This is a genomic window from Actinomadura sp. NPDC048021 (genome assembly GCF_040653135.1).
GTDB classification, from domain to species: Bacteria; Actinomycetota; Actinomycetes; order Streptosporangiales; family Streptosporangiaceae; genus Spirillospora; species Spirillospora verrucosospora.
Map to the genome: position 1 here is coordinate 102,321 of NZ_JBEZJQ010000020.1, position 20,777 is coordinate 123,097.

General features: G+C 73.6%; 17 protein-coding genes. 7 read left to right on the plus strand and 10 right to left on the minus strand.

The genetic code is table 11. From position 1 onward, the window contains the following. Nucleotide 1 precedes the first annotated feature (1 nt). The 7 genes from AB0C87_RS29295 to AB0C87_RS29325 form a co-directional block, all read right to left on the minus strand. A complete protein-coding gene (locus tag AB0C87_RS29295) occupies nucleotides 2-1,327 on the minus strand; it encodes an ABC transporter substrate-binding protein (RefSeq protein ID WP_345183037.1) in 1,326 nt (441 codons plus the stop codon). 45 nt (nucleotides 1,328-1,372) lie between these two features. After that, a complete protein-coding gene (locus AB0C87_RS29300) occupies nucleotides 1,373-2,590 on the minus strand; it encodes an ROK family transcriptional regulator (protein ID WP_360580477.1) in 1,218 nt (405 codons plus the stop codon). Nucleotides 2,591-2,674: 84 nt separating this feature from the next. Then, nucleotides 2,675-3,214 carry a DUF1707 and FHA domain-containing protein gene (locus AB0C87_RS29305; RefSeq protein ID WP_345183040.1) on the minus strand — a complete coding sequence of 180 codons (540 nt, stop codon included), beginning with the start codon at nucleotides 3,212-3,214 and terminating at the stop codon, nucleotides 2,675-2,677. A gap of 165 nt (nucleotides 3,215-3,379) precedes the next feature. Then, nucleotides 3,380-4,609 (minus strand): acyl-CoA dehydrogenase family protein, encoded by a 1,230-nt coding sequence (locus AB0C87_RS29310; RefSeq protein ID WP_360580479.1) that lies wholly within the window; start codon nucleotides 4,607-4,609, stop codon nucleotides 3,380-3,382. 84 nt (nucleotides 4,610-4,693) lie between these two features. After that, on the minus strand, nucleotides 4,694-5,761 hold the full coding sequence (locus tag AB0C87_RS29315; RefSeq protein WP_360580480.1) for a DUF3616 domain-containing protein: 1,068 nt from the start codon (nucleotides 5,759-5,761) through the stop codon (nucleotides 4,694-4,696). A gap of 62 nt (nucleotides 5,762-5,823) precedes the next feature. After that, nucleotides 5,824-7,002 carry a cytochrome P450 gene (locus AB0C87_RS29320; protein WP_360580482.1) on the minus strand — a complete coding sequence of 393 codons (1,179 nt, stop codon included), beginning with the start codon at nucleotides 7,000-7,002 and terminating at the stop codon, nucleotides 5,824-5,826. 61 nt (nucleotides 7,003-7,063) lie between these two features. Continuing rightward, complete coding sequence (locus AB0C87_RS29325) at nucleotides 7,064-8,443, minus strand: lysine 2,3-aminomutase (protein ID WP_345183044.1); 1,380 nt, start codon at nucleotides 8,441-8,443, stop codon at nucleotides 7,064-7,066. 136 nt (nucleotides 8,444-8,579) lie between these two features. On the opposite strand from AB0C87_RS29325, the gene AB0C87_RS29330 reads away from it, so the two are divergent. Together AB0C87_RS29330 and AB0C87_RS29335 are read left to right on the plus strand one after the other, a co-directional pair. Then, nucleotides 8,580-9,632, plus strand: a complete 1,053-nt coding sequence (locus tag AB0C87_RS29330; RefSeq protein ID WP_353834376.1) for a zinc-binding dehydrogenase — start codon at nucleotides 8,580-8,582, stop codon at nucleotides 9,630-9,632. A gap of 52 nt (nucleotides 9,633-9,684) precedes the next feature. Beyond that, complete coding sequence (locus AB0C87_RS29335) at nucleotides 9,685-11,016, plus strand: DUF2252 domain-containing protein (RefSeq protein ID WP_360580484.1); 1,332 nt, start codon at nucleotides 9,685-9,687, stop codon at nucleotides 11,014-11,016. A gap of 5 nt (nucleotides 11,017-11,021) precedes the next feature. Here the strand turns inward: AB0C87_RS29335 and AB0C87_RS29340 are convergent, their stop codons facing one another. Further along, entirely contained in the window at nucleotides 11,022-12,617 is a 1,596-nt protein-coding gene (locus AB0C87_RS29340; RefSeq protein ID WP_360580486.1) for a GAF domain-containing SpoIIE family protein phosphatase, read from the minus strand. 97 nt (nucleotides 12,618-12,714) lie between these two features. Between AB0C87_RS29340 and AB0C87_RS29345 the strand changes: the two genes are divergently transcribed. Then, complete coding sequence (locus tag AB0C87_RS29345; protein WP_360580488.1) at nucleotides 12,715-13,515, plus strand: SAM-dependent methyltransferase; 801 nt, start codon at nucleotides 12,715-12,717, stop codon at nucleotides 13,513-13,515. Nucleotides 13,516-13,960: 445 nt separating this feature from the next. On the opposite strand, the gene AB0C87_RS29350 is transcribed toward AB0C87_RS29345, so the two are convergent. After that, nucleotides 13,961-14,620, minus strand: a complete 660-nt coding sequence (locus AB0C87_RS29350; RefSeq protein ID WP_360580490.1) for a hypothetical protein — start codon at nucleotides 14,618-14,620, stop codon at nucleotides 13,961-13,963. After that, nucleotides 14,620-15,387: a hypothetical protein gene (locus AB0C87_RS29355; RefSeq protein ID WP_345183052.1), complete on the minus strand. Its 768-nt coding sequence runs from the start codon at nucleotides 15,385-15,387 to the stop codon at nucleotides 14,620-14,622. The genes AB0C87_RS29350 and AB0C87_RS29355 overlap by 1 nt, the downstream gene beginning before the upstream one ends. A gap of 275 nt (nucleotides 15,388-15,662) precedes the next feature. On the opposite strand from AB0C87_RS29355, the gene AB0C87_RS29360 reads away from it, so the two are divergent. From AB0C87_RS29360 to lnt, 4 genes are all read left to right on the plus strand, one after another. After that, entirely contained in the window at nucleotides 15,663-17,285 is a 1,623-nt protein-coding gene (locus AB0C87_RS29360) for a lysine 5,6-aminomutase subunit alpha (RefSeq protein ID WP_345183053.1), read from the plus strand. Beyond that, nucleotides 17,282-18,121, plus strand: a complete 840-nt coding sequence (locus AB0C87_RS29365) for an OAM dimerization domain-containing protein (RefSeq protein ID WP_345183054.1) — start codon at nucleotides 17,282-17,284, stop codon at nucleotides 18,119-18,121. The genes AB0C87_RS29360 and AB0C87_RS29365 overlap by 4 nt, the downstream gene beginning before the upstream one ends. Next, a complete protein-coding gene (locus AB0C87_RS29370) occupies nucleotides 18,118-18,513 on the plus strand; it encodes a hotdog fold domain-containing protein (protein WP_345183055.1) in 396 nt (131 codons plus the stop codon). The genes AB0C87_RS29365 and AB0C87_RS29370 overlap by 4 nt, the downstream gene beginning before the upstream one ends. Nucleotides 18,514-19,081: 568 nt before the next feature. Beyond that, nucleotides 19,082-20,776, plus strand: coding sequence for an apolipoprotein N-acyltransferase (gene lnt, locus AB0C87_RS29375; protein WP_360580492.1), 1,695 nt, complete (start codon nucleotides 19,082-19,084; stop codon nucleotides 20,774-20,776). Nucleotide 20,777 lies beyond the last annotated feature (1 nt).

The following is a 20,777-nucleotide window of genomic DNA, read 5'->3' on the forward strand; positions in this document are numbered from 1 at the left end:
GTCAGCCTCCGGCGAGCTTGAGGGAGTCGTCGACCTCGCCGTCGAGCCTCTTCAGCGCCTGGCCGAGGTCGCTCACCTTGCCGGGCTCCCACTCCTCCTGGGTGAACTTCTCGAACCGGACGACGTAGTCGTTGCCGTTCGGTGTCGGCGGCGTGGTGGAGCTGTTGGGGTTCCTGAAGACGTCGAGGAACGTGCGGAACTGCGGCGGCAGCGTCAGCTTCGGCGACGACAGCGCCGGGATCGTGGAGGGCACGTTGCCGAGCGCGTTGGCGAAGGTGACCAGCGCGCCGGTGTCCGTGGTGAGGTACCGGACGAACTCCCAGGCCGCGGGGGCGTGCCTGGCGCCGCGCGGGATCCCGATGACGGTGCCGGTGACGAACCCGCCGCCGTAGGCGCTCGCGCGGTCGTCGGAGACGGGGACGGGCGCCGTGCCGTAGTCGAGCCCGGGCGCCTCCTTCTGGATGAACTTGGTGCGCCATTCGCCGTCCACGGCCATCGCCGTCCGCTCCTTCTCGAAGGGGTTGGACGACTCGAACTCCTGGCCCATCGAGCGCAGGAACTTCTTGACGTTGGCGTAGCCGTACCAGTCGATGAGGCTCTTGTTCCACTTCAGGTAGGCCTGGAAGGCGGGGTCGCCGGAGAAGTTGGCCCTGCCGTCGCCGGTCAGCCACCTGACGCCGAACTGCGGGGCCAGGTGCTGGACCTGGTGCTCGTAGTACTGGACGGACGGCATGAACCCGGCGACCTTGATGGTCCCGTCGGGGGAGCGGACCGTGAGCTTCTTGGCGAGCGCGGTCAGCTCGCCCATCGTCTTCGGCGGCTGCTCGCCCTTCATCAGCCTCTTGTTGTAGTAGAGGCCGTAGGCGTCGGCCAGCAGCGGCATCGCGCAGCGGACGCCCTTGTACTCGGTGTAGTTCCGCACCGCCTTCGGGAACTGGTTCAGGTCGAGCCCGGACTTGGCGATGTAGGGCGAGAGGTTCTGCCAGGCGCCGCTCTTGCACCACTGCCCGACGCTGTCGGTGGTGAACGACGACACCACGTCCGGCGGGTTCCCGCCGCGGATGGCGTTGGTGATGCGGTCGTCGGTCTGGCCGTTGACGAGCTTGACGGTGATGTTGGGGTGGGTCTGGTTGAAGCCGGCGACGGCGTCCTGGAAGGCCTTCACCTCGTGCGGGGCGCTCCAGCCGTGCCAGACCTCGATGGTCTGCTTCTCGCCGGACGCCGGGCCCTTGCCGGACTGGTCGCCGCCGGCGGTGCACGCGGCCGCGAGGACGAGCCCGGTGGCGGCGGCGACCGCCGCGAGCGGGCGCGTTGTGGTGGTGGGCACTCCGGTTCTCCTTCGGGGGGTGGGGAACGGCGGGGTGAGGACGGGTCAGGGGACGGTGGTGGTGAAGACCTCGTCGCGGGTCTCCCGGAGCGCCTGCTGGAGGGCCCCGGCCAGGACGGGGTTGCCCTCCACGGTGCTGAGCCGCACCTCGGGGCGCGGGATCGTGAGGCTGTGCAGGTGCTGTTGGACGCGTGCGCGCAGCGGCTCGCCGCCGGCGCGCAGGACGTCGCCGGTGAGGACGACGAGCGCGGGGTCGATGACGGCCACGACCGTGGCGAGCGTGGCGCCGAGCCTGGTGGCGAGTTCGGTGAGGGCGCGCTCCGCGCGGGCGCCCGCGTCCGTGGCCGTGCGCCGGCCCGCGGTCTGCACGTCGGCGGCGGCGCGGCTGAGCGCGGTGGCGGCGTCCCGTCCGCGGAAGCCGTGCTCGCGCATCAGCCTCAGCACGGCCGCCCCGCCGGTGAGGCTGTGCACCCCGCCGGTGTGGGTGCGCCGCACGTCCCGCATGAGCGGGGCGCCGACGGCGGGCATGTAGCCGATCTCTCCGGCGCCGCCGGTCGCGCCCCGGTGCAGGGTCCCGTTCAGCACGACGGCCATGCCGACGCCGTCGGCGACCCACAGCAGGACGAAGTCCGACGCGCCCTCGGCGCGCCCGCCGGCCCGCTCGGCGAGCGCGGCGAGGTTGACGTCGTTCTCGATCGCGACGCGCACGCCGAGCCCGCCGCTCAGGGTGTCCACGAGGTCGGGGATGTGCCAGCCGGGGATGTGCGAGGCGTACCCGAGGCGGCCGGTGGCGGGGTCGACGGCGCCCTGGATGCCGACGACGGCCCGGTCGAGGCGGTCCCGGGTGAGGCCGGCCGCGGCGGCGGCGCCGTCGAGCGCGGCGGCCATCCGGGCGACGACGTCCACGCCGGTGCGGCCGGGGGTGGGCAGCGTGTGCTCGCCGACGACCGTCCCGGCGAGGTCGGCGACGCTGACGCGGATCCGCGCGGGGGTGACGTCGGCGCCGGCGACGTGGGCGGCGGCGCCGTTGATGCGGTACAGCCCGGCGGTGCGGCCGGGCAGGCCCTCGCGGACGCCGTCGCGGACGACGAGCCCGGCCTGCTCCAGCCGCGCGAGCAGCTGGGAGGCGGTGGGCTTGGACAGGCCGGTGAGGTCGGAGATCTGCGGCCGGGTCAGCGGCCCCCGGGCGAGCAGCGCCTCCAGCGCGGCGCGGTCGTTGATCGCCCGCAGCAGGCTGGGCGTTCCGGGGACGGGCACGGACACGGCGGCTCCTCCGAGTTAAGAAGGTTTCCTAACTTGGAGGTGAAAGTAAGGACTCTTTACGGTTCCGTCAAGACCCGGGACGGATCAGGGGGCGGTGACGAGGAACGCGGAGTTGCCGAAGCCGACCTCGTCGCCTGGCCGGACGCGGGCGGGGCCGGTCAGCCGGTACCCGTTCACGCGGGTGCCGTTCATCGACCCCAGATCGGAGATCATCCAGCCCTCGTCCGCGCGGTAGATCTCGGCGTGGAACCGGGAGACGGTGAGGTCGGTGAGGATGAACTGGCACGCGGGGGCGCGGCCGACGACGATGCGGCCGAGCTCGCGCGGCGGGAGCATGAACTTGGGCAGCCGCGGGGCCCGCCAGGCCGCCTCGATCCGCGCGGTCGCCTGCGAGACCGAGGAGATGAGGCCGGTCAGCCGGTTCACGACGCGGCTGGAGTTCGGCAGGTCGTGCACGATGTCGGCCAGCTCGGCCTGGTTGCGCGCCTGCAGCACCTGGTCGACACGGCGCTCGAACGTCTCGTTCGACATCCGGCCCTCGGCCACGCGCTCGCTGAGGACGCGCAGCACCCGGTCCCGCTCCGTGTCGGACGCTCTCACCGGGAATGAGGGCTGACCGTCCATAGCTGTGAGTATCCAGTCCCCGTCGTCGGCTGTCCAGAAAGGCCCGTCGGCCGAGGGCGGGCGATCGCCCTCACCCGCCCTCCACCTTTTCGACGCCGCCCGGTCCCCGGAAGTTCGCGGGCGGGGCGGCGTCGAGCGGACGCGGCGCCTTCTCGGACGGGGCGGTCAGCGCGACAGCAGGTCGCGGGCGATGTGGGTGACCTGGATCTCGTCGGTGCCGGCGTAGATCTGGAAGGACTTGGCGTCGCGGGCGAGCTGCTCGACGCGGTACTCGCTCATGTAGCCGTTGCCGCCGAACAGCTGCACGGCCTCCTGCGCGACCTCGCTGGCCGCCTGCGCGGCGTAGAGCTTCATCGCCGACGCCTCGGCCAGGGTCGGGGAGCGCCCGGCGCGCTGCATCTCGATGTGGCGGAACACCAGGTTCTGCACGTTGAGGCGCGCGACCTCCATCTTCGCCAGCTTGAGCTGGATGAGCTGGAAGTCGCCGATGCGCTGCCCCCACAGCTCGCGGGTCTTGGCGTACTCGACCGACAGCTTCAGGCACTCCTCGATGACGCCGAGCGCCATCGCGGCGACTCCGGCGCGCTCGGTGACGAAGTTCTGGCGGGCCGACTCCTTGCCGCCCTGCGCGCCGGAGGCCAGGAGCCGGTCGGCGCCCGCGCGGACGTCGTTGAGGAACAGCTCGCCGGTGGGGGAGGAGTGCAGCCCCATCTTGCGCAGCGGCCTGCTCTGCTCCAGGCCGGGCATGCCCCGGTCGAGGACGAAGGTGAGGATCTCCCTGTCCCGCGGGGCGTCCCCGTTGTCGAGCTTGCAGTAGAAGACGATCGTGTCGGCGTAGGGGCCGTTGGTGATGAAGGTCTTGCTTCCGTTGATGACGTACTCGTCGCCGTCCTTGCGCGCGGTGGCCTGCATCCCGCCGAACGCGTCCGACCCGGAGTTCGGCTCGGTGATCGCCCAGGCGCCGACCTTGTCCATGGTGAGCAGCGGGAGCGCCCAGCGCTCCTTCTGCTCGGGCGTGCCGCGCTTCATGATCGTCCCGGCGGCGAGGCCGAGCCCGACGCCCATCGCCGAGACCAGGCCGGGCGCGACCCTGCACAGCTCGATGACCGGCAGCATCGACATCGCCGCGTTGCCGCCGCCGGGCCGGTCGTCGCCGGAGTCCTCGGCGGAGGCGGAGCCCCCGTCCTGCCCGCCCTCGCGCTCCCTGGCCAGCCGGGCGTGGAAGGACGAGCGGGCCATCTCGTCCATGCCGAACGTCTTGTAGAGGTTGCGGAGAAGGTCGTAGGGCGGCAGCTCGCCCGACTCCAGCGCGTCCAGGTTCGGGCGGACCTCCGCGTCGATCCAGTCGCGCACCGCGTCCCGGATCATCAGGTCTTCCTCGGACCATTCGATCATGCTCTGTTCCCGCCCTCTCGACTCCCGCCGGGTACCGGGGCCCATCCAAGCAGAGTCTGAAAGCGAGCGCTTATTTGGGGCCCGCTAGCCGAGTTCGACGACGTCGGCGAGGACGCCGCCGTCCGCCGTGAGCCGGTCCGGGGCGGGGCTGTCGTAGACGACCAGCAGGCGGGTGCCCGGCTCGTCCAGCACGGCGATGCCCTCGGCGTGGTCGTCGCCGTCGCCGTGGGGCAGCTCGCCCAGCACCTCCAGCTCGTCGGCCGCGACGATCGACCCGGCGTCGGCGCGGGCCGCCCCCGGCCACCGCACGAGCCGCACGGGGCCGTCCAGGTCCATGCTCGGCCCGGTGAGGACGAGCAGGTCGTCGCCGTGCGGGCACAGGTCGCGGACGCCGAGGCCGCCGAGGTCCAGGAAGTGGGTGCGGTAGGGCTCGCCGTCGTCGCCGATCGGCAGCGCCCGCAGGCGCCGCGGGTCGCGCGGGTGGGAGTCCGGGCGGATCTCCACCAGCACCGCCCAGCCGCGCAGCACGGGCCCGCGCAGCCCGATGTAGAGGCGGTCGCCGTGCACGGCGACGCCCTCGATGTCCAGGCCATTGTCCTTGCTCGGGATGGCGAGGAACGGCGCGAGGTGCGGGTCGCCGGCCAGCAGGTCGGCGATGGAGTCCTTGTCCAGGCCGAGGACGGCCGCGGTCCGCCCGCCGTCCTCGGCGACGGCGCTGGGGAGCCCGTCGTCGCCGGTGACCAGGGGGATGCGGGCGAGGATGAAGCGGTTGTCCTCCCGGACGACGGTGGCGAGGCGCTTGCGGGCCTTGGCGTCGCCGTTCCCCGGCTTGATCTTCTTGCGCTTGAGGCTGTGCGAGCCGATCGCCCACAGCCACCCGTCGGCGCGGGCGAGGCCCTCGATGTCGGCCTCCTCGTCGGCGCCGGCCGGCAGCGGGACGAGGTCGGCGAGCGCGATGGTGGCCTGCCCGTCGTAGCCGGTGACGCGCCCGTCCTCGCCTCTGACGGCGGTGAGCCGCTCGATGGTGGCCGTCTCGTCGCCCGCCACCCACAGGCAGCGGCCGTCCTGGCGCACGGCGGACAGGTTGACGTGCGTCTGCGCGTCCCGGCTCTCCTGGCAAAAGCGCAGCTCGACGCGGCGTTCCACGATCATGGGGGAATGCTCCCACAGCGGCGCGGCGCGGAGCGACGCCGGGAACGGTCCACAACCGGTCCTCAGACGTCCCAGAGGACGTCCAGCCGCGCGGGCTTGCGGAACACCAGCCCGTGCGGCCGGGCGGGGCGGGCGGGATCGAGCCGCAGGCCGGGCAGGCGGCCCAGCAGCGCGGCGAGCGCTGTGCGGGCCTCCATCCGGGCCAGCTGGGCGCCGAAGCAGAAGTGGGGTCCGTGCGCGAACGCCAGGTGCTCGGCGGCGTTGCCGCGCCGCACGTCGAAGCGGTCGGGGTCGGGGAACACCGACGGGTCGCGGTTGGCGCCGGCGATCGACACCCGCACGAGGTCGCCCGCCCGGACCGCCGCCCCGCCGAGCTCGGCGTCGCGGACGGCGTACCGGTCGACGACCGAGGCCGAGGGCTCCAGCCGCAGCGACTCCTCGATCGCGGCGGGAAGCAGTTCCGGGTCGTCCAGGACGAGCCGGAGCTGGTCCGGGTGGCCGAGCAGGTGCAGCGCGGCGTTGACGATCATGCCCTCGGTGGTGTCGATGCCGCCGAACATGAGGATCGCGGCGTTGGCGACGACCTCGGCGGCGTCCAGGTCGGCCCCGGCGGCCTCGGCCAGGAGGGACCCGGGGCGGGCCGCGGCGATCGCCTCCTCGACGGCCGCGCGCAGCAGCCGGTACGCCTCGTCGGCGCGTGCGGGCGCCGCGCCGCCGGCGGTGATGGCGGACACGGCCTCCACGAACGCGCCGTACCAGGAGCGGACGGTCGCGGCGTCGACCCCGTGCAGGCCGAGGGCCTCGGTGACGACCGCGACGGCGAGCGGCCCGGCCAGCTCGCCGCGCAGCTCGGTCCGGCCGGCCGGTGCCAGGGCGCCGACCAGCCGGCCGGTCTCGGCCTCGACGAACGCGGTGAACCGCTCCCGCGTCCGGGCCGGCCGGAACGGCCGGGCGAACGGGTCGCGGTGCCGGGTGTGGGCGGGGCCGTCCAGCGACAGCATGCTCGGCCCGACGACCTGGGCGGTGGAGAAGCGCGGGTCGTCCACGGTGTAGGAGGCCGCGTCGCGCATGACCGCCAGCGCCGGGCCGCGGGCGGTCACCAGCCAGCCGCCCAGTGCGGGCAGCCAGGAGACGGGTTCGCGCTCGCGGAGCCGGGCCAGGTGCGGGTGGGGGTCGTCCTCCAGGGCGGCGGCCGTCACCGACGCGCCGAGCGGGAAACGGGAGGTCAGGTCGAGGGTCACCCGTCCCAGCCTAATCCGCCATGTTTCGGATCTACAACGTAAAGGCGTCGGCTGCGACGGCTCAGACCGTCCCCGACCGCTGCCGCCACCACTCCTGACCCTCCTCCGGCAGCGTGTAGATCGGGTCGTGGTACTCGTAGCGCCTGGTCAGAGCGTCCGGGTCGGCAAGCTCCAGGCCGGTGCGGTAGTTCTTGGTCCAGTAGGAGATGCCGCGCTCGCGGTCGTAGTCGGCGAGCTGGTGCACCCAGCGCTTGCCGACGTAGGGGACGTCGCAGACGATCCGCGGGGTGGCGAAGCCGGGCAGGTAGCCCATGATCGCGTGCTGCAGCTCCTGCGCCTCCCAGACCGCGAGCCGCCAGTGCTCGCTGCTCGGGATCATGTCGCACATGTACAGGTAGTACGGCAGGATCCCGGCCTCGTCGAGCAGCGCGAACGACAGGTCGAGCAGCGCCTCGGGCGTGTCGTTCACGCCGCGCAGCAGCACGCCCTGGTTGCGGACGTCGCGGATGCCGGTGTCGAGCATCGCGCGGGCCGCCTTGGCGACCAGCGGCGTCACCGACTGGGCGGCGTTGACATGGGTGTGGATCGCGATCTGCACGCCGCGCGCGTTCGCCTTGGTCGCCAGGCGCTCCATCCCGGCGCGGACGTCGTCCTGCAGCCAGTGCTGCGGCAGCCCCATGAGCGCCTTGCTGGCCAGCCGGATGTCGCGGATGTTGTCGATGTCCAGCAGCGAGTCGACGAACGACTCCAGGCGCGCCCACGGCATGTTGGCGACGTCGCCGCCCGAGACGACCACATCGCGGACGCCGGGGGAGCGGCGCAGGTAGTCCAGCATGGCGCCGAGCCGGTCCGGCGGCTTGATGGTGAACTTGTGCTTGTCGACGTTTGGAGTCGAGTTGCCGACCAGGTCCATGCGGGTGCAGTGGCCGCAGTACTGCGGGCAGGTCGGCAGGAGTTCGGCCAGGACCTTGGTGGGGTAGCGGTGGGTGAGGCCCTCGACGGCCCACATCTCGGCCTCGTGCAGCGAGTCGCGGGAGGCGTGCGGGTGGGACGGCCAGTCGGTGCGCCGGTCGCTGAACACCGGGAGCATGTAGCGGCGCACGGGATCGGCGTAGAAGGCCTCGGTGGAGGAGGCGTCCATCGTGTTCAGCATCTGCGGCGGCAGCAGCATCGACATGGTGGCGCGCTCGGCCTGGTCGCGTTCCAGGTCGGCGTAGAAGCGCTCGTCGAGCAGGTCGCCCATGACCCGGCGCAACTGCCGCACGTTCTTGACGCAGTGGGCGCGCTGCCACTGCGCCGACTCCCACTCGGCCTCCGTGACGTCCCGCCATCCGGGCAGGCGCCGCCAGTCGGGCTCTGCCAGCGGCCGGCGCCGGTAGGCGTAGGGCTGGCGCGCGGCCTCCTCGGACTGGAGGGCGTCCGGGTGCAGGGCAGTGGTCATCGTCGACCGCCTCCTCGCCTCACATTGATCGCATAAAAGTCTTGTGTGCCGCCGACGTTACGGGAAGACTTTCGATGAAACCAGGGGTGCCCTGCATATCTTGCGTAACACCACCCGATGTTGGGAGAAAGGCGGCATGGCGATGACCGGAGGCGGGACGGGGACCGCGGTCGGGCTGCACCGGGTGCTGGAGCCCGCGGGCGTCCTGCCGCAGGCCGCGCTCCGGCTGGATCCCGACCCGCGGATCCGGCCGGACGAGGTGCGGATCGGCGTCGAGCGCCTCAATCTGGACGCCGCGTCCTACCGCCAGCTGCACACCGCGCTCGGCGGCGACCCGGACGCGATCCGGGCCGAGGTGCTGCGGATCATCGGGGAGCGCGGCAAGATGCACAACCCGGTGACCGGGTCGGGCGGCATGCTCGTCGGCGTGGTCGAGGAGGCCGGGCCGGACTCGCCGCTCGGGCTGAAGCCCGGCGACCGCGTCGCCACCCTGGTGTCCCTGACCCTCACTCCGCTGGCCGTCACCGACGGGCTCGCGGAGTGGGACGGGCGGTCCGAGCAGGTGCCCGCGCGGGGCCACGCGATCCTGTTCGCGCGCTCCATCGCCGCCGTCCTGCCCGACGACCTGCCGGTGCCGCTGGCCCTCGCCGTCATGGACGTGTGCGGCGCGCCGGCCCTCACCCGCCGGGTCGTGGCGGCGCGCGAGGACGGCCCCGTGGTGCTGGTGCTGGGCGCGGCCGGCAAGAGCGGGTGCCTGTCGCTGGCCGCCGCCCGGCGCGCCGGCGCGTCCCGGGTGATCGGGCTGGTGCCCACCGCCGAGGAGGAGGAGCGGCTGGCGGCCTCGGGCCTGGCCGACGCCGTCGTGCGCGCCGACGCCCGCGACCCGGTGGCGGTCGCGGCGGCCGTCGGCGAGCCGGCCGACGTCACCATCGTGTGCGTGGACGTGCCGGGCTGCGAGCACGGCGCGATCCTCGCCACCGCGCCCGGCGGCACCGTCGTGTTCTTCTCGATGGCGACCTCGTTCCCGGCCGCCGCGCTCGGCGCGGAGGGGCTGGCCGCCGACGTCACGATGCTCATCGGGAACGGCTACGTCCCCGGGCACGCCGAGACCGCCCTGGAACTCGTGCGGTCGGAACCCGCCGTGCGTGCGCTGTTCACCTCCCGGACCGGTGCGGATTCGGCAGAATGACCGGAAACATCCCGGCCGTGGCGGGGACCGTCCGATCATCGAGGGAGAGAGCATGGCGAGCATCACCGAGGAACTGCGCGGACGGGACCCCAAGGAGCGCCAGGCGCAGATCGTCGACGTCCTGGTCGACGCGTTCTCGGACCTGATGGAGCGCAGCCCCGCCGAGTTCCGCCGCCGCTTCCGCAAGATGGCGTCCGACCCGTTCGCGTTCTACCGGGGCAGCGCCTGCCTGTTCTACGCCGACATCGTCCACGACGACGACCCGTGGGCCGACGAGCGCACGTCCCGCGTGTGGATCCAGGGCGACCTGCACGCGCAGAACTTCGGCACCTACATGAACGACGACGGCGTCTTCGTCTTCGACGTCAACGACTACGACGAGGCCTACGTCGGTCACTTCACCTGGGACGTCAAGCGGCTGGTGGCCAGCCTGGCGCTGCTGGCGTGGCAGAAGGCGATCTCCGACGCCGACATCCGCCGGCTCATCGAGACCTACGTGCGCGCCTACGTCGACCAGGTCCGCAAGTTCGCCGCGCACGAGGGCGACGAGAAGTTCGCGCTGACGCTCGACACCACCGACGGCTACGTCCGCGACGTGCTGGTCGCCGCGATGGGCGGCACCCGGACCGGGCTGCTGGAGGGCATGACCGTCGTGTCCGGGGCCGAGCGCCGGTTCCGCGACCGCCCCGGCGTCCGCCGCCTGGACGACGCCGAGCGCGCCGCGGTCGAGGCCGCCTACGCCGAGTACCTGACGACGATCCCGCACGAGAAGCGCTTCGGCAGCCTCACCTATGAGATCAAGGACATCGTCGGGGCGTCCGGGTTCGGCATCGGCTCGGCCGGGCTGTCGGCCTACAACATCCTCGTCGAGGGCAACACCCAGGCGCTGGAGAACGACGTCATCCTGTCGATGAAGCAGGGCAACGTCGCCGCCGCCAGCCGCGTCGTCGACGACCCCCGCATCCGCGAGTACTTCCAGCACCACGGGCACCGCACCGCCGTGTCGCGGCGCGCGCTGCAGGCCAACAGCGACCCGTGGCTCGGCCACACCCGGATCGACGGCGTCGGGTACGTCGTCCAGGAGCTGTCTCCCTACGAGGAGGACCTGGACTGGAGCGGCCTGACCGAGCCCGAGGACATGCTGTCGGTGCTGGACGACCTGGGCCGCGCCACCGCCAAGGTGCACTGCGTGTCCGACACCGACTCCGACCACACCCTGGTCGGGTTCCAGGTCGAGGACGCCATCGACGCGGTGATCGGCCCGGACGAGTCGGCGTTCGTGGAGGCGATGGTGGCGTTCGGCACCGAGTACGCCGAGATCGTCCGGGAGGACCACACCTACTTCGTGGACGCGTTCCGCAACCACGAGATCCCCGGCCTGTAGGGCGGTCAGGGCCCGTCGGGGCGGATCAGGAGCAGCGCGATGTCGTCGTGGCCCCGCTGGTCGGACAGCAGGGCCACGACGCCGTCGGCGGTCTCCTCCAGCGTCCCGTCCTGGGAGGCGACCAGGGCGGAGGCGAGCCGCGCGACGCCGTCGTCGACGGTGCGCATCCGGCTCTCCACCAGGCCGTCGGTGTAGAAGGCGAGGGTCGCGCCCGGCGGGATCGTCGCCGACACCTGCGGGTGGTCGGCCGGATGCTCCTCGTCGGACACCCCGAGCGGCAGCCCGTGGGCGACGGCGAAGTGCCGTACGGTGCCGTCCGGCAGGGCCAGCAGCGGTGGGGGATGCCCGGCGCTCGCCATCTCGCACCGCAGCGTCGCCGGGTCGCAGACCAGGCACAGGCACGTGGCGAACTGCGCGGCGTCCAGCTCCTGGGCGATGGCGTCGAGCCGGGCCAGCACCTCGCCGGGCGGGAACCCGCACCGGACCAGCGTGTGCGCGGCGACCCGCAGCTGGCCCATCGCGGCGGCGGCGGTGACGCCGTGCCCGAGCGAGTCGCCGATCACCACGGCGATCCTGCCGCCGGGCAGCGGCACCACCTCGTACCAGTCGCCCCCGACGCCGCTGCGGGCGGGCAGGTAGCGGTGCGCGATCCGCAGGCCGGGCGGGGCGGTGACATCGGCGGGCAGCAGCGCCGCCTTCAGCGCGGTCGCGGTGCGGTGCTCGCGCCGGTACGCGCAGGCGTTGTCGACGCAGGCGGCGGCGCGGCCGGCGAGTTCGGAGGCCAGCGCGCGGTCGGCCGGGTCGAAGGGCGGCCGGCCGCGCTTGCGGCTGAACACCGCGAACCCGAGGGTGCGGCCGCGCGCGGCGAGGGGCACCGCCAGCAGCGACACGTGGTCGGCGATGCCGTCGAGGAGGCGGCCCGTGCGGCCGGCCACGGTGTCGCGGGCGGCGTCGCCGCCGAACTCGACCATGTCGCCGGCGGCGAGGCAGCGGGCGTAGGGCGAGCCCGGCGGATAGACGATGACCTCGTCGACGGGGAACTCGCGGGACCACTCCCGCGGGTCGTCGTCGGCGAGCGCGACGGCCAGGCGCCGCACGACCGCCGACCCCTCGGTCTCGGCGCCGGGCTGGTCGTCGTCGGCGAGCAGGCGTTCCAGCACGTAGACGGCGCCGGCGTCGGCGAACCGCGGGACGGTGACGGCGACGATCTCGCCGGCGGCCCGGTGGGGGTCGAGGGTGGAGCCGGCGCGGCGGGCCGCCTCGTCCAGCAGCTCCAGGCCGCCGGTGCGGGGCGGGGACACCGTCAGCAGCACCTGGACGCGGCCGCCCGCGCCCGTCATCGGCTCGCAGGCCACCGGCAGGCCCTCGTCCGACAGCGGCAGGACGCCGCTCCAGGCGCGGCCGGCGGCGGCCGCCTTCAGCGCGACCAGCAGCGGCTCCGCCGCGCCGGGCCGGCCGAGCAGGTCGGTGAGCGCGGTTCCGGCGGCGGCGGCCGCGGCGCGGCCGAACAGGCGCGCGGCGCCGTCGCTCCAGCCGGTGACCGTCCCGTCCGGGGTGAGCAGGACGGTCGCCTGGCCTGGCCGTGCGGGGTCTTCGGCCATGGTCCTCACTGTCCGTGTGCGGAGGGCCTCCCGCCGCGGCTCGCGTTACGCTGAGGTGCCCGCGGACGGCCCCACTTCGGGCATAGGGAGACGACGAATGGACTCCGAGTGGATCCCACCCGAGGTCGACAGCGGTAGACCAAGCGTCGCACGGGTGTACGACTATCTGCTCGGCGGAGCGCACAATTTCGCCTCTGATCGTGATCTCGCGACGGGGCTGCTGCGGGTCGAGCCGCGGGCGCGGGAGCTGGCACGCGCGAACCGGGCGTTCCTGCGCCGCGCCGTGCGCGCGCTCGCCGAGGAGGGCGTCGCCCAGTTCGTCGACATCGGCTCGGGCATCCCGACGCAGGGCAACGTGCACGAGGTCGCGCAGGAGGTCGCCCCGCACGCGCGGGTGGTGTACGTCGACAACGACGACGTCGCGGTGGCGCACGGCCGCGCCCTCCTGGCGGGCGACGACCGCGTCAGGGTGGTCCAGGCCGACATGCGCGATCCGGCGGGCATCCTCGCCGCGCCGGAGCTGAAGGAGCTGGTCGACCTCTCCGAGCCGGTCGCGTTCCTGCTCGTCGCGGCGCTGCACCTGATCAGGCCCGAGGAGGATCCGCCCGGCATCGTGGCGGCGCTGCGGGACGCGGCCGCGCCGGGCAGCGCCCTGGTGGTCTCGCATCTCACCGATGAGGCGCAGCCGACCAAGACCGCGGCGATCGGCAAGCTCTACGACCGGGCCACCTCGCCGGCGGTGTCCCGGTCCCACGCGGAGATCCTGCGTTTCTTCGACGGCTGGGACCTGCTCGACCCCGGCCTGGTGTACGTGCCCCTGTGGCGCCCCGACGAGGCCGAGGCCGTGACCGACCCGGAGCGCTTCCTGGTCCTCGGCGGAGTAGCCCGCCACCCCTGACCAACCCCGCCTGCCCGCGCACCACCGCGCCCGCCCGCCCGCACCCGCCCGCGCACCACCGCAGCCGCCCGCCCGCACCCGCCCGCGCACCACCGCAGCCGCCCGCCCGCACCCGCCCGCGCACCACCGCAGCCGCCCGCCCGCGTGCGTCTTCGCGCCTTCCCGGCTGTGCGGCTTCCCGCGAAGGTGGGTGGCCGGTCTCAGGGACGGTCGCGCGCCGGGTTCCATCCCCGCCTCCTACCGCCATCGGGAGCCGCGCGCTGGTCGGCATCGCTTTACGGCGCCCTCCAGCACCTCGCGAAGTGGGCCGTGCGGCCGGGTACTGCTGTCTGCCGGAAGGACGAGGGGAACCTCTTCGGTCTGTCGCGGCACGCTGGCGTGACCGCGGCTTGTCGAGGCTTCCGGCGCTACTCCGGGGTGAGCGGGATCTTGGTGGAGGCGTCGGTCAGTGCGCGAAGGCGATGGCGGTGCCGGCGCTGATGACGACGGCGATGACGACCAGCACGAGCGAGGAGCGCAGCGGGTTGCGGCGCTGCTGCGGCGCCTTCTTCGGGCGGGGCGCCGCGTGCGCCCGCACCGGTGCGGGCTTCTTGGCCTTCTTGGGCGGCGTGGGCGGCGCCGGTTCCGGGCGCGTCCGCGGAGGTGGGACCGGCGCGCGCGGCGCGGCGGCCGGGGGCGGCGGTTTCGGCGCGGCCGCAGGTGGCGGGGCCGGGGCGGGCGGCTCGGGCGCCGGAGGAGAGGGAGACGGTGGTGCCGGCGGCTCCGGGGTCGGCGAAGGCGGCGGGGGTTCTGGGGGTTCGGGGGTGTCGGAGGGCGGCTCCTGCGGGGGCGGGGGCGGTGGCTCGGGGGTGTTCGGGGGCTCGCAGCCGTCGGCGGGGCCGCCGCCGATCTCGATGTCGATGCACAGGCTGATCTGGGGCGTCGGCGTCGGGTGGGCCTGTGCGGCGGCGGGGAAGCCGAGCATCACGGCGGGCAGTGTGAGAGCCGGTAGCGCCAGGGTCGGCAGCAGCGTCCGGCCGGGCGGCCTGCGGAGGGGCAGCGCGCGCACCGGCAGGGTGCGGGCCCGCCGCACCCGGGCCGGGGCGGCGGCGGGGCGGGGGCGCATCAGCCGCCTCCCGCGATGCGCTGCAGGTCGGCGTGCAGGCCGGTGAAGGCCTCGGGGCCGACGGCGAGGGCGCCGCTGAACACGTGGGAGATGTCGACGGTGAGGTAGGCCCCGGCGGCGAGCAGCGCCGCCATCAGCGACAACGGCACCAGCGTCATGCCGCGCGGGCGGGCGCCCGCGAGGAACGGCAGCAGCAGGACCACGGCGCCGGTGACGAGGGTGACGCCGAGCAGGCCGGCGGGGGGCGTCGTCCGGGCGTCCATGGCGCGCTGCCGCCGCGCCGCGGAGATCTCGCCGAGGTGGTCCAGGACGGCGCTGCGGGCGTCCTTGGCCTCGTCGGTGCCGGCCTGGACGGCGATGACCTCGCGGCGGAGCCGGTCGAGGTCGGTCCAGCCGCGGGGGCTGAGCCGGCCGTGCCTCATCAGCCGCCACTCGGGGCCGCGCACGAGTTCGACGTAGGCGATGAGCCCGTCCTGGACGCGCCGGGCGTCGGCCGCGGGGAGGCGCTGGGCGGCCCAGTACGCCTCGGAGATCGCCTGGCTCTCGGTGTAGGTGTTGGAGCGGGCGGAGTCCGACGTCGTCCACGGCACGACGATGGCGATGGCGAACGCCAGCAGGAACAGCGCGGAGAGCATCGCGCCGGTGTGGGAGTTGGTGGGGCCGTCGGGGGCGGCGTCGTCCACGGTGCCGCGCGCTCGTCGTACCAGCCGGCTCGCCGTGATGACCACGCCGACGGCGCAGGCCGCGGCCGCGAAATAAACGATCATGCCCCTCCCGGAATCGGTCCGTCCGTGACCAGGGGTGAGCATAGCTTTACTCATTGTCGTTGTGTGATGGGTTGTCGCGGACCGTCACCGGGGGGTGACATGACCGCTCGGAGGGGGAAGATGGGGCTGGTCGCCGGCGGAAGGTGGCGGGAGATGTGCCGCTAGTTCTTGTGGAATACGGTGTCCGTGCCGGAAGATCTCCCGTAGAGAACTCGGTATGAAGGATGATTGTTAGGACCGGCCTGAGAGGGGCGGCTGCGTGAGGGGAGACGGCAATGGCGCCGCAGGGAAAGCTGGACCTCGACCCGGAGGCGGTGCGCACCGCCCGGCGCCTGGCCGCCCGGGCCGCCGAACCCATCATCGACATGGCCCGCTCCCACACCACCGTCTCGGTCGAGCGGGCTCTGCTGAGGCTGGCCGGCCTGACCGGCGCCGACGATGAGGGGCGCCCCTGGGCCAACCACCTCGCCGACGCCGTCCGCGACCAGGTCGGCCTGGAGCACGGGCTCGCCCTGCCGGTCTGGGACGCGCTGCTGGCCGGTCCGCACGGCTCCCTGGACGACCTGGCCCGGGCCGCCGCCCGGGGGCGGGTGTCGTTCCGGCTGCCGTCGGGCGCCGACGCCGAGCACGCCCGCAAGGCCGCGGGCGAGGCGGCCCGCGGCGGCATGGCGCGCATCGACCGGCGCCGCGCCGAGCGCGACCGGCTGCTGGCCGAGCTGCCCACCCCCGACCGGGCCGACCCGCCCCGGCCGCTGGTCTACCTGATCGTGGCGACCGGCGACATCTACGAGGACATCCCGCAGGCGCAGGCCGCCGCCCGCGAGGGCGCCGACGTCGTCGCGGTGATCCGCTCCACCGGGCAGTCGCTGCTGGACTTCGTGCCCGAGGGCGCCACCCGGGAGGGCTACGCCGGCACCTACGCCACGCGGGAGAACTTCCGGCTGATGCGCTCGGCCCTGGACGACGTCTCCCGCGAGCTCGGCCGGTACGTGCGGCTGACGAACTACGCCTCCGGGCTGTGCATGCCGGAGATCGCGACGCTGGCCGGGCTGGAGCGCCTGGACATGATGCTGAACGACTGCATGTACGGCATCATCTTCCGCGACATCAACCCGCGCCGCACCTTCATCGACCAGCGGTTCTCCCGGCAGATCCACGCCCGCGCCGGCATCGTCATCAACACCGGCGAGGACAACTACCTCACCACCGCCGACGCCGTCGACGCCGCGCACACCGTGGTCGTCAGCCAGCTGCTGAACGAGCGGTTCGGGCACGAGGCCGGCCTCGCCGACGACCAGCTCGGCCTCGGCCACGCCTTCGAGATCAACCCGGCGATCCCCGAGTCGTTCCGGATGGAGCTGGCGCACGCCCAGCTCGTCCGGGAGCTGTTCCCGGGCGCGCCGCTGAAGTACATGCCGCCGACCAAGCACATGACCGGCAACATCTTCGCCGGCTACCTGCTGGACGCGTTCTTCAACCTCGCCGGCGTGCTGACCGGGCAGTCGATCATCCTGATCGGGATGATGACCGAGGGCATCCACACCCCCTGGCTGTCGGACCGCGACCTGGCGCTGGAGAACGTCCGCTACGTCCGCGACGCCTGCGGGAACCTCTCCGAGGACTTCATGCCCCGCCCGGACGGGATGCTCGTCCAGCGCGCCAAGCAGGTGCTGTCGGAGTCGGTGGAGCTGCTGGAGCGCATCGCCGACGACGGGCTGCTCGACGCGATCGCCGAGGGCACGTTCGGCGTCACCCGCCGTCCCGCCGACGGGGGCAAGGGCCTGGACGGCGTCGTCCCGCGCGCCGACGGCTACTTCAACCCCGCCATCGAGATCCTCGACACCGAGGACCCCCACGCCGCCCGATCCACCGCCGCCGACCAGGAGGTGCCCGCATGACGGTCGAGAGCCCCGGAACCGGTACCGGGACCCAGGCCCCCGCCGAGCCCGCCGACACCCGGCAGGTGATCCGCCCCTACGGCGACACCACCGGCGACGGCATGGTGCAGATGTCGTTCACCCTTCCCGTCCCGGCCGGCAAGCGCGCCGAGGCGGCCGCGCTGCAGCTCGCGGGGAAGATGGGCCTGGACCCGGCCAGCGTCGTCCACGCCAAGCCCATGGGGCCCCACTTCACCTTCTTCATCGTGTACGGCAAGGTGCGGCACCTCATCGACTACGCCTCCATCCCCGTCCCGGAGGAGCGCGCCTACCCGCTGCTGTCGTCCCAGGAGGTGAACCTGGCGATCCGCGAGGCGCTGAACCGGCGGCTGGTGGTCGTCGGGGCCTGCATCGGCACCGACGCGCACACCGTCGGGATCGACGCGATCCTCAACGTGAAGGGCTTCGCGGGGGAGAAGGGCCTGGAGTACTACCGGGAGATCCAGGTCGTCAACATGGGCGCCCAGGTCACGGTCGAGGAGCTGGTGGAGCGCGCCAAGGCGGAGAACGCCGACGCGGTCCTGGTGTCGCAGGTCGTCACCCAGCGCAACGCCCACCTGCACAACACCAAGCAGATGGCGGCGGCGTTCCACGCCGAGTACCCGACGGCGGTGGCCGGGGGCATGGGGCGGCCCCTCCTGGTCGTCGGCGGCCCCCGCTTCGACACCGTCACCGAGGCCGATCTCGGCGTCGACCGCATCTTCGGCAAGGGCACGACGCCCGCCGAGGTCGCCAGCTACCTCGTGCACGCCCTGCTGCCCGGCGAGCACCGCCCCACGACGATGGAGGAAGAGTGAGCGACCCCCGTGAGGGACTGACCGTCACCCACCGCCGCTACATCCCCTACTCGCACGCCCACTACGCCGGCGACCTGGTCGACGGCGCCTACGTGCTGGGGCTGTTCGGGGACGTCGCCACGGAGCTGTGCGTCCGCACCGACGGCGACGAGGGCCTGTTCGCCTCCTACTCCGACGTGCAGTTCCGCGCGCCCGTCCGGGCCGGGGACGTCCTGGAGACCACCGCCGTGCTGGCCCGCGCCGGCACCCGCAGCCGCGTGATGGACTTCGAGGCCCGCGTGGTATGCCGGGGCCGTCCCGACAAGGGCGAGTCGGCGGCCGAGGCGCTGGCCGAGCCGATCGTCGCGGTCACCGCGACCGGGACCGTCGTGGTCTCGGCCCCGGGAGGCTGACCCGCGCCCACGTGATCGCGTGCAGGGCGTTCGGCGAAATCGCCGAACGCTCTGATCATGGTTTTGAGCTGGGTTAACACGGAGTAGCCGCAGAACATGCGGCGGTTGACAAGGTGGCGGAAGCCGGTAGTTTTGCTGCAGTCCAGCACGGGACTCACCGATCGGCCGCCCGAGGGGCCGCCGGGCGCCGCGCCGCGACGGGGACGGGGATCACGCCAGTGGTCGCCACCGTGCCCGCCCGAGCCAGCGCGGTGATCCGCGGCCGTGTCCGGGCGGAGCCGTCCGATCGTGCGGGGGGTTGGACCCGGGAAGGGCCCGGACATCCAGTAGAAAACGGAGCCTCGTTCTCACCGCCTGTGGGACGACTCCGGCCCGACGGATGTCGCGGGCCCTCCTCCGTGTCCGGCCCCCGTGCCGGCCCCGATCAGCTCCGTGACCGGCCCCGTCCCCCGCCTCGGCTCCGCACCAGGTGAGCCGCCCTTTCCCGCCGCGACCTGGGCCCATGGTCGCCGCGGACGCCCGGGGCCGGTAGCGTTCCGGCAGAGACCCAGAGTGAACGAGGTGGGACGTGGCCCAGGAGACCCTCCCGGACCGGTCGCCGGCGGCGGGGCCGGGCGACGGCCCGGGCGGCGAGCCCGGCGCCGGGGCGCCGAGCGGGCGGCTCGGCCGCCTGCGCCGCGGCCTGCGCTCCGGCGGCCGCGCGGGCTGGCCCCGCACGCTGCTGGCCGTGGCGGCCGGGCTGCTGATGTGGCCGGCCTTCCCCCCGTTCGACCTCACGCCCCTCGCACCGGCGGGCGTCGCGCTGCTGACCCTCGCGCTGATCGGCCGTTCCCCTCGCACCGGCGCCTGGCTCGCGTTCCTCGCCGGCGCCGCGTTCTTCGTCCCCGCGCTGGAGGGGATCTCCCGCGTCGGCCCGGACGGCTGGATCATCCTCAGCCTCGTCGAGGCCGCCTACTTCCTGCCGCTGGGCGCCGGGATCGCGGTGGTCACCCGGCTCCCCGGCTGGCCGGTCTGGACGGCCGCGCTGTGGGTCGGCGAGGAGCTGATCCGCGGCCGCGTCCCCTTCGGAGGGTTCCCCTGGGCGCGGCTGGCCTTCAGCCAGACCGCCACGCCCCTCACCCCCTACGCGTCCTTCGGCGGGGCGCCCCTGGTCACGTTCCTGACGGCCCTGCTCGGCGGCCTCCTCGCCTGCGCCGCCGTGGCCGTCCTCCGCGCCCGGTCCAAGGCCTCCCGGTCCCGGGGCGGGGGCGGGGGCGGAGACGGAGACGTCGGGGAGCGGCCCGGAACCCGCCGGGCGCTGCTCCCCGCGGCGGTCTGCCTGGCCGCGGTCGGCGCCGTCGTCGGCGGAGGGCTGCTGATCCCCACGCCCGCCGACGGCCGCCCGGTCACCGTCGCGGTCGTCCAGGGCAACGTGCCGCGCCTCGGCCTGGACTTCCTCGGCCAGCGCAAGGCCGTGCTGGACAACCACGTCAAGGCCACCCACGAGCTGGCCGAGCGGGTCCGCGCCGGGCGGGTCGCCAAGCCGGAGCTGGTGGTGTGGCCGGAGAACGCCAGCGACCTCGACCCCTACACCGAGCCCGACGCCTACAACGCCATCGACGGCGCGGTGAAGGACATCGGCGTCCCCGTCCTCGTCGGCGCCCTCACCGACACCCCCGACGGGAAGAAGGTCGAGAACCGCGGCATCGTCTGGGACCCGCGGACCGGCCCGGGCGACTACTACGTCAAGCGGCACCCCGTCCCGTTCGGCGAGTACCTGCCGTTCCGCGACGTCCTGACCAAGCTGATCACCCGGTTCGAGCGGATCCCGCGCGACTTCGCCAAGGGCGACCGCTCCGGCGTGATGGGGCTCGGGCCGGTGGACATCGGCGACGTGATCTGCTTCGAGGTCGCCTACGACAAGGAGGTTCGCGACGTCGCGCGCGGGAATCTGCTGGTCGTGCAGACCAACAACGCCACCTACGGCAAGACGAGCCTGCCGCCCCAGCAGATCGCCATGTCGCGGCTGCGCGCGGTCGAACATGGCCGTACGATCTTGGTAGCCGCGACGAGCGGGATCAGCGCCATCGTCGCCCCCGACGGCCGCATGGTCGACCGGTCCCGGGAGTTCGTCCCGGCCGTCCAGGTCGCGTCCGTCCCGGCGCGGACGGCGCGGACGGCGTCGGACCGGCTGGGGGAGGCGCCGGAGTGGGCGCTGGCGCTGCTCGGGCTCGGCGCGGTCTGCGCGGCGGCATGGACAGCCAGGAAGAACGAGGGGAATTGAC